The organism is Mucilaginibacter sp. (assembly GCF_041663085.1).
Taxonomy (GTDB): Bacteria; Bacteroidota; Bacteroidia; order Sphingobacteriales; family Sphingobacteriaceae; genus Mucilaginibacter.
In genome coordinates, this window is record NZ_JBAZRC010000217.1 from 1 (window position 1) to 4,881 (window position 4,881).

At 46.6% G+C, this 4,881-nt stretch carries 2 protein-coding genes and 1 pseudogene; 2 read left to right on the forward strand and 1 reads right to left on the reverse strand.

The window, feature by feature from the left end:
- Nucleotides 1-2,902 (forward strand): methylmalonyl-CoA mutase family protein (locus WC615_RS22520; RefSeq protein WP_372980282.1); only part of this gene is annotated, 2,902 nt, incomplete at its 5' end.
- Between the two features lie 54 nt (nt 2,903-2,956).
- Here WC615_RS22520 and WC615_RS22525 read toward each other — a convergent pair.
- On the reverse strand, nt 2,957-4,180 hold the full coding sequence (locus WC615_RS22525; RefSeq protein ID WP_372980283.1) for a multidrug effflux MFS transporter: 1,224 nt from the start codon (nt 4,178-4,180) through the stop codon (nt 2,957-2,959).
- 185 nt (nt 4,181-4,365) lie between these two features.
- Between WC615_RS22525 and WC615_RS22530 the strand changes: the two are divergent.
- A pseudogene (locus WC615_RS22530) lies at nt 4,366-4,881 on the forward strand (gluconate transporter); the annotation flags it as partial.

Below are 4,881 nucleotides of genomic sequence, written 5' to 3' on the forward strand. Positions count from 1 at the left end.
TATAACCGCTGCCGAACTGGGGCACCCAAAATCCCTCCCTACTCTTCATTCTACACACACCACACCTGTGCTCGGCATCACCGGTACAGGTGGTTCAGGTAAATCAAGTTTGGTGGACGAGATTGTACGCCGTTATTTGATGGAAACGGATAAAACACTGGCTATTATCTCCGTGGATCCCAGCAAACGCAAAACAGGCGGCGCTTTACTTGGCGACCGTATCCGCATGAATGCCATTAATAGTCCGCGGGTGTACATGCGCTCGCTGGCAACACGCCAGGCCAACCTGGCTTTAAGCAAGCACGTGCAAGAGGCTATTGACATTTGCAAAGCCGCGGATTATGATATGGTGATAGTGGAAACGAGCGGCATAGGCCAGTCGGACACGATGATAACCGATTATTGCGACCTGTCCTTATACGTAATGACGCCCGAGTTTGGCGCCGCTACCCAACTGGAAAAAATTGACATGCTTGATTTTGCCGACCTGGTAGCCCTTAATAAATTTGATAAACGTGGCGCATTGGATGCCATACGCGATGTGCGCAAGCAGTATAAGCGCAACCATATGCTTTTTGATGCCAAAGATGCAGACCTACCGGTTTATGGCACCATGGCATCGCAGTTTAACGACCCGGGTATGAACACCCTGTTCACCGCCCTGATGAAGACCGTTAAGGATAAAACCGGGGTAGATCTGTTAGAGAATCAAGAGGCAAGAATCAAGAGCCAAGATGGCGAATCGGAGAAGATCTATATCATCCCGCCGGATAGGATACGCTATTTGGCCGAAATTGCCGAAAGCAGCACCGCTTATACAGATTGGGTAAACGAACAATGCAAGATCGCGCAGCAGATGTTTAACATCAGGGGGACGATTGAAACCGTAAAGGCGCAATACGTTGCGTCTCCCGCCGCGCAGGTTGCCGACGCACAGGAATTTAAGACGCGAAGTATTGCGTCTCTACAGGATATATACACCCATTTAGAAGACCACCTGCATGCCGACTGTAAACGCCTTTTAAAAGAATGGCCCGAAACGGTTGCCAAATACAAGGCAGAAAACTTTATTTATAAAGTACGCGATAAAGAGATTAAACAGCCTTTATACTATACCTCGCTATCGCAACTGAAAGTACCCAAGATCTCCTTACCAAAATATGAAGCCTGGGGAGATATACTCCGCTGGCTGCTTACCGAGAATGTACCGGGCGAATTCCCTTACGCTGCCGGGGTGTTCCCGCTGAAGCGTGAAGGTGAAGACCCCACCCGGATGTTTGCCGGCGAGGGCGGCCCGGAGCGGACCAACAAACGTTTCCATTATGTATCGCTTGGTCAGCCTGCACACAGGCTGTCAACCGCCTTCGATTCGGTTACACTTTATGGCGAGGACCCGCACGAGCGGCCGGATATTTATGGGAAGATCGGCAACTCGGGCGTAAGCATTGCCACGCTGGATGATGCCAAAAAGCTGTATTCAGGTTTTGATCTTTGCCATGCATCTACATCGGTATCCATGACCATTAACGGCCCTGCACCTATGCTACTGGGCTTTTTTATGAATGCCGCTATAGACCAGCAATGCGAAAAATACATCACCGAAAACAAGCTGGAGCATTTGGTAGAAGCCGCCTATAAAACGGAGTATGATGATAAGGGGTTAGCCCGTCCGGAGTACCAGGGCGGAGCATTACCAATAGGCAACAATGGCCTTGGCCTTATGCTATTAGGCTTAACCGGCGACCAGGTTTTACCTGCCGATGTATATGAGAAGATCCGCGCTTATGCTATTGCTACTGTGCGGGGTACGGTACAGGCCGACATATTGAAGGAAGACCAGGCACAAAATACCTGCATCTTCAGTACCGAATTTGCCCTGCGGATGATGGGCGATATCCAGCAGTATTTTATACAGCAAAAGGTACGGAATTTCTACTCGGTATCTATATCAGGCTACCATATTGCCGAAGCGGGTGCCAACCCTATTACGCAATTGGCCTTTACGCTGAGCAATGGCTTTACTTACGTAGAGTATTACCTTAGTCGGGGCATGAATATTGATGATTTTGCTCCAAACTTATCCTTCTTCTTCAGCAACGGTATCGATCCGGAATATTCGGTGATAGGGCGCGTGGCAAGGCGCATCTGGGCCAAAGCCATCAAAAACAAGTACAAGGGTAACGACAGGTCGCAGAAACTGAAATACCATATCCAAACCAGCGGTAGGTCATTACACGCGCAGGAGATAGATTTTAACGATATCCGCACTACCTTACAGGCTTTATATGCTATTTATGATAACTGTAATTCGTTGCATACAAACGCTTATGATGAAGCTATTACCACCCCTACAGAAGAATCGGTACGCAGGGCGATGGCTATTCAATTGATCATCAACCGCGAGCTTGGTTTAGCCAAAAATGAGAACCCAATACAGGGCGCCTTCATTATTGAAGAGCTGACCGACCTGGTAGAGCAGGCCGTATTAACCGAATTTAAAGCCATTAATGATCGTGGTGGTGTACTGGGCGCTATGGAAACCATGTACCAGCGCAGCAAGATCCAGGAAGAATCACTTTACTACGAAACTCTTAAACATAACGGTGAATACCCCATTATAGGAGTAAATACCTTCCTGAATAAAAAGGGATCGCCTACCATTGTACCGTCAGAAGTGATCCGTGCAACCGAGGAAGAAAAACAGTTCCAAATAGCAGCATTAAAGCTTTTCCAGGAGCGCAACGCGGAACATGCCCCGGCATTATTAAAAGAGCTGCAGCATAAAGCTATAGCCGGCGACAATATTTTTGAAAGCCTGATGCAAGCCTGCAAGTATTGCAGCCTGGGGCAAATAAGTAACGCGCTTTATGCCGTAGGCGGCCAGTACAGGCGCAATATGTAACACTATAACTAAAAGTGCCGCTAATTAAGCGGCTCTTTTAGTTATAAAATTAGCCTAATGTGCGGCAAACGCACCATTTTTTGCAGCTGTACTTCCTTTTATATTCTTTCGGCCAATTATCAGGACCAATAGCGCAACAGATGATGCCCCCAGCATTATGACCGACATCGGCAACGATGACTGGCTATTGAACAAACTAACCCCAACCGATACCACCGAACCAATACACATTTGGAATGCACCCAGTAAGGATGATGCGGTACCCGCGTTTTTTTCAAACGGGGCCAGCGCCAGGGCCGATGTATTTGGGCTGGTAACACCAATGCAACACAACACCAAAAAAATCATCACGATAGTGCCCACCAGGCCAAGCACGTTTTGCAGCGAACCCAAAACATACACCGCCGAAATGATAACCATAGCAATAAGCGCAGCATTTACAATTTGCTGGCTTTTGTATTTCCTGATCAAAAAGCTGTTTACCTGGCTGGCGCCAATGAACCCTACAGATAACAGGGCGAATACCCATCCATAGGTTTTGCTGCTTATTTTATAAACCTCCATAAACACAAGGGGCGATGCTGAGATATAGGCAAATAAACCAGAGAAGGCAATACCTCCGCTTAGCGCATAAGTGTAAAACTGCGGCGTTTTTATAACGGTTAAAAATCCGTTGATAATAGGTTTGGGTTTTAGGGAGTACGATGGATCTGCCTTATAACTTTCGGGCAGAAAAAAGAAAACCGCCAGCGTTATCAGCACTGCTATAACCGTTAGGATAAGGAATATTAGCTGCCAGCCGAAGGCCGTTGTTACATAGCCGCCAACAGTGGGGGCTATCATGGGCGATGCACCTAAAACCAATATCAGTAAGGCAAACACTTTTGCATTATCCTTAACCGGGAAAATATCGCGCACCATCGCTATTGATGCCACACCGGCAGCACAACTGCCTACAGCCTGTACAAAGCGTAAAAGAATAAGCATTTGTATACTGGCCGAAAAATAGCAACCAATAGAAGCTATTATATATAAACCCAGGCCCGCATACAAAGGGGGCTTGCGTCCATACTTGTCAAGCAGGGGCCCATAAAGCAATTGCCCGGCAGATATCCCTATAAAATAACTGGATAACGACAATGCTACATTTTCGGTACTGGTATGCAGTGATCTGGCAATATCAGGGAAGCCCGGCAAATACATGTCAATAGAAAATGGACCCAAAGCGGTAAGCGAGCCCAGTATCATGATCAGAAGAAAATAGCGTTTGCTTGTCATTACCGTAAAGAAACGAAGTTTAATTGGTGGTAGGCGGTAAGGAAATGTAAAAAAGCTAAACTATTTTCTTCCTTATCCTTTATGCTTAAAATCTATTTATTCTACATATCATATAATGTTATTACTTTAGTTGCACCGGCCTCCCGGTAGTAATACAATTATAAACCCCTTCAAATTAAAAAGTAATGCTGGTTATACTGTTCTGTATAGTACTGCTCATATTATTGGTTAGCTGGGCAAAGGTTAATCCATTTCTGGCGTTTCTGCTGGTTTCTATAGCTGCCGGCTTAATGCTGGGTATCCCTATCAATAAAGTTACCGGCGCGGTACAAAAAGGCATGGCCGATATTTTAGGCGGGTTGCTTATTATTATTTGCCTTGGCGCCATGTTAGGTAAATTGGTTGCCGCCAGTGGCGCGGCCCAAAAAATTGCCGAAGTACTGGTTAACGCAGTCGGCCAAAAATATATCCAGTGGGCCTTGGTTGCCGCCGGTTTCATCATAGGTATCCCCCTGTTTTACGGGATTGGTTTTGTGCTGATGGTTCCGCTGATATTTTCGGTAGTGTATAAATACAAGTTGCCTGCCGTGTTTATTGGCTTGCCCATGATCGCTTCCTTATCGGTTACTCATGGCTTTTTACCCCCGCATCCTTCGCCGTCGGCGCTGGTAGTGTTGTTTCATGCCAATATGGCTACTACA